Source organism: Haladaptatus sp. W1 (genome assembly GCF_001723155.1).
Classification (GTDB): Archaea; Halobacteriota; Halobacteria; order Halobacteriales; family Haladaptataceae; genus Haladaptatus; species Haladaptatus paucihalophilus.
This window is the reverse complement of sequence record NZ_MEIH01000020.1, coordinates 1-4,012: the sequence shown is the minus strand read 5'-3', so window position 1 is coordinate 4,012 and position 4,012 is coordinate 1. Positions and strand designations below refer to the sequence as shown.

The 4,012-nt window shown below is 64.0% G+C and carries 2 protein-coding genes and 1 pseudogene; all 3 read left to right on the top strand.

Annotated elements, in window-relative coordinates; translation table 11 throughout:
• A partial coding sequence (locus tag BG842_RS00830; protein ID WP_069449289.1) for a long-chain-fatty-acid--CoA ligase occupies positions 1-1,308 on the top strand: 1,308 nt, incomplete at its 5' end.
• 287 nt (positions 1,309-1,595) lie between these two features.
• A pseudogene (locus BG842_RS00825) lies at positions 1,596-2,490 on the top strand (ATP-binding cassette domain-containing protein).
• On the top strand, positions 2,487-4,012 hold a 1,526-nt coding region (locus BG842_RS00820; protein ID WP_069449288.1), incomplete at its 3' end, for an ABC transporter permease subunit. The pseudogene BG842_RS00825 and the gene BG842_RS00820, both read left to right, overlap by 4 nt.

Genomic DNA, 4,012 nt, shown 5'->3' with positions numbered 1-4,012 from the left:
GGTGCGGTGTTCAATCCGCTCAACTTTCGCCTGCCCGCCGGAGAGGTGGCGTACATCCTGAACGACGCCGAGAGTTCGGTACTCGTCTACGAAGACGCGGTGGCGGAGGTTGTCGAGACGGCCAGAGACGACCTGAAAACGGTCACGGAGTTCGTCCACGTCGATGACCCGGACGCGGACACGTACTTCTACGACCTGCTCGCGGACCAATCGGCGGCCGAACCGAACGCGGACGTCTCGGATGAGGACGACTACATCGTCATGTACACCAGCGGAACCACCGGGCGGCCGAAGGGCGTCGTCCACGCTCACCGAGACATGATAGAGCACAGCATGTCCGTTCTCGTCGACCAGCAGCTCACCCGAGACGACGTCGGCCTCTCGGCGGCACCGCTCTATCACTCCGCGGAACTCCACGTCTTCCTCATTCCACGGATTCACGTGGGCGCGACGAACGTCATCCAGCACGCCTTCGACCCGGAGGAGACGCTCTCGATGCTCGTCGAACACGACGTGACGGTCCTGTTCGGCGCGCCGACGATGTGGCTGGCGATGCTCCAAGCGACCCCGGAATCCTACGACCTCTCCGCGCTCCGATTGGGCGGGTACGGCGGCGCGAGCATGGCACCAGCCACCATCCGCGACGTCCACGAGCGAATCGGCTGTGACCTCATCCAGTACTACGGCATGACCGAACTCGGCCCGGCGGTCACGGTGCTCTACCCGGACGAGCAACTGGAGAAGGCGGGCAGCGCCGGGATTCCGATACTCAATCACGACGTCCGCGTCGCCCGTCTCGACGAGGACGGAAACGCGCTCGCGCCGGACGAAGAAGCACCCACCGGAACCGTCGGCGAAATCATCGTTCAGGGTCCGGCGTTGATGCGAGAGTACTGGAACAGTCCCGAGAAGACCGACGCGGCCATCCGCGACGGGTGGTACTACTCCGGCGACCTCGGCTACGCCGACGAGGACGGCTACGTCTGGGTCAAAGACCGCGCGGACGACATGATAATCAGCGGCGGGGAGAACATCTACCCGCGAGAGGTCGAAGACACGCTCCTCGAACACCCCGACGTGATAGAGGCGGCGGTCGTCGGCACGCCCGACGACGAATGGGGCGAGAAAGTGGTCGCGTACGTCGCCGCCAAGTCGGGAACGACCGCGGACACGCTCGATTCGTTCCTCCTGGGGAACGACGACCTCGCCGACTTCAAGCGGCCGCGCGAGTACGCCTTCGTCGACGAACTGCCGAAGACGCCCAGCGGGAAGATTCAGAAGTTCGAACTCCGGGAGGACGACGCGTAAGGGCGAGGATTGGAACGTAATCGTCAGGAGGTTTCGTTACTGGTTCGAAGAGGGGTGCTATCGCAACGTATCTGAGGGACTGGTTCGACACAAAGGGTTTGAAATAATGTCGAGATGTTTCAATAATCTGTAAAACTGTCGGCACCACTTTTGTTCCTCTCTCTCTTCTCGATTGGTCGATTCCGTCAATTGTCGGGTATCAGTGCGGTTTTGCGACGTTTACCGTTCGTCAACGACTCCCATTCCACTGGCACACGCTCAAGTAGTTCCAGTATCGAACGTAGAACATATCTATTCTCGAAGTAGAAAATCTCCGGAAGGAATATGGTGGCTTCACGGCCGTCGAGGGGAGCAGTTTCTCCGTCTCTGAAGGGGAGGTGTTCGGGGTCATCGGCCCGAACGGCGCGGGGAAGACGACGACCCTGAAGATGCTGTTGGGGGCTCATCGAACCGACCGCCGGGAGCGCGCGGGTCGCGGGCTACGACGCGCAGGACCCGGAGATGCGGACCCAACTCGGATTTCTCCCCGAGGAGTCGCCGCTGTACGAGGACATGACGCCGCTGTCGTACCTGTCCTTTTTCGCCGACCTCTACGACGTGCCGAGCGGCGTCGCCGACGAGCGGATTCACCGCACGCTGGACCGCCTCGAACTCGACCACCGCGAGCGACGACTGGGGGATATGTCAAAAGGAATGCGGCGGAAGGTGGCCATCGCCCGGTCGCTGGTCAACGACCCGGCGGTGCTGATTTACGACGAACCGGCGAGCGGGTTGGACCCGCTCACGACGAACTACATCATCGAGTTCACGCGCGAGTTGAGCGATTCGGGGAAAACCGTCGTCTTCAGCGCGCACAACCTGTTTCACGTCGAGAGCATCTGTGACCGCATCGTCGTGATGAACAACGGTCGAATCGTCGCGGGCGGGAGCGTCGAGGACCTCCGCGAGGAACACGGCCGGACCGAGTATCACGTCTCCACGACGGTCGAGGTGGCCGACGCGGTGCGGGAGAACGGAACCTACCGCCGCGTCGTCGAAAGCATGGGCGCCGTGGCCGAGACGCGGGAACGCGCGGAAGCGGCCGGGGGGAGCGTCGTGGACATCGAGACGCGCTCGCCAAGTTTGGAGGACATCTTCCTCGATTTGGCGACCGACGCGCCGGACGTGGAGGGGCGTCCGTGAAGCGCCGCAAGACGCTCCGCATCGCACGCTGGGAAGTGAGCAAGAACGCGGGACAGTTCGACCGGCGGACGCTCGCCATCGTTGCCGTCGTCCTCCTGTTCGTCGCCGTGCTGACCCCGATGGTCGCCAGTCGGGGGAACACCGTGGACGACGGCATCTACCGCGTCGGCGTCAGCGATGACAGCCAGTACTACGGTCCGGTCACGACCGACCTGACGCTCGTGGCCGTCGAACCGACCGCGGAGACCTACGAATCGGGCGAATTCGACGTGTTCGTCTGCACCGGTGACGTCGTTCCAAACTGTCCTCGGGACGCGCTACGTTACAAAGATTCGCCCAAAGGCAAGGCGGCGCTCGCCGAACTGCGGACGACGGTCGAGCGGTACAACGACGAACGGATGGCCGAAGAACCCGACCGCGCCGCCGCGTTTCCGGTGAACGTCACGCTCCGGTACGTCCAGCAGAACGCCACTGCCGGTGCTCCCGGAGCCGGAAAAAGTGGAGGAAACGGACCGGGCGCGGGTAACGAAATCACCACCCGAACCACGACGGCGGGCGAGACGCGCCTCGGCGGAAGCGACGGTGCCGGAACGGGCGGAGTGGGTGGACGCGACGCGGGCGGTCGCGGTGGGTCGGCGAACGGGTCCGTCGCGGCCCCGTCGGTCGGTGCCGGGTCGTCCATCTTCGTCGATAACGAGCGGCAGGGAACGCCCTCGGACATTTCGCCGCCGTTCCCGTTCGAGTCGCTGGTGCTCGCGTTCGCATTCATCCTGCCGATGAACTTCGTGATTCAGGCCTACGCGAGCAGCGTCATCGAGGAGCGCATCAACGACCGCGGCGAGTTGCTCCTCGTCTCGCCGGTGTCCCGCGGCGACATCATCGTCGGCAAGACCCTACCGTACTTCGTCGGTATGGTCGCCATCGCAACGGTGACGGCGGTCGGTATCCTGCAGTTCACCCCTAACGTCGGTACCGAACCGCTGGCCGTCGCGGGTGCGGTGGTGACGGCAGTGTCGGCGGTGATCCCCATCGCGCTGTTGTTCCTCGCCAGCGCGTTCGTCGGCGCGATGTTCGCCCGGTCGTTCAAGGAACTCACGTTCGTCACGGTGTCGCTCAGCGTCTTCCTCACCTCCTACGCGTTCGTGCCGTCCGTGTTCACCGACGTGCATCCCATCGCGTCCATCTCGCCCCTGTCGCTGGTGGTTCGCGTCCTGCAGGGCGAGTCGGTCGCGCTGGGACAGTACGCCTTCTCGACGCTGCCGCTGTTTCTCACCGCGGGCGTGTTGTTCGCGCTCGGCGCGGGCGTCTACCGCGAGGAGGACATGTTCACCCAGCGCCCGGTGACGCTGAAGGCGCTCGACGCGCTCGACAGCCAACTTCACGGGATGCGGAGCGTCGCAAAATGCAGCGCGCTCTCGATTCCGTTCGTCTTCGTGGCCGAACTGCTCGCGGTGGCGCTCCTCTTCGCGCTCCCCGTGGACCTCTCGATTCCCGTGTTGCTCCTCGCAATCGCGTTCATCGA